The sequence below is a fragment of the Frankia sp. Mgl5 genome (assembly GCF_023242985.1).
Classification (GTDB): domain Bacteria; phylum Actinomycetota; class Actinomycetes; order Frankiales; family Frankiaceae; genus Parafrankia; species Parafrankia soli.
In genome coordinates, this window is sequence record NZ_JALKFY010000519.1 from 1 (window position 1) to 377 (window position 377).

The window sequence follows — 377 nt, forward strand, 5'->3', positions numbered from 1 at the left end:
AGCGATTGGTGCCCGGTTCTTTTGCACCGGTTCATGCGGCCTGGGGCTACGAGCATCGCAGCGCCATGATTCGTGTGCCGTTCAGCAGAGGGGAAACGGGAACGCATCTGGAGCATCGTTTGCCGGGTGCCGACACCAATCCGTATCTGGCGATGGCTGCCATTCTGTTAGCCGGGCTGGACGGTATTCGCAAGCGGATTGAGCCTCCTGCACCTGCCATTGGGGTTGATCTGTACCGCAATCCAGGCGATCACCGTCCTTTGCCGACGCGTCTCGATGTAGCTATGGAAGCTCTCTTGTCCAATGAATTGTTCACCCATTTCTTCGGTTCCCGCTTTATTCAGCATTACGTATCTCTGCGCATGAACGAGTGGCAG

1 pseudogene is annotated in these 377 nt (G+C 56.5%); it reads left to right on the top strand.

The annotated features are described in order from the left end of the window. Positions 1-377, top strand: a pseudogene (locus MXD62_RS10420) (glutamine synthetase); the annotation flags it as partial.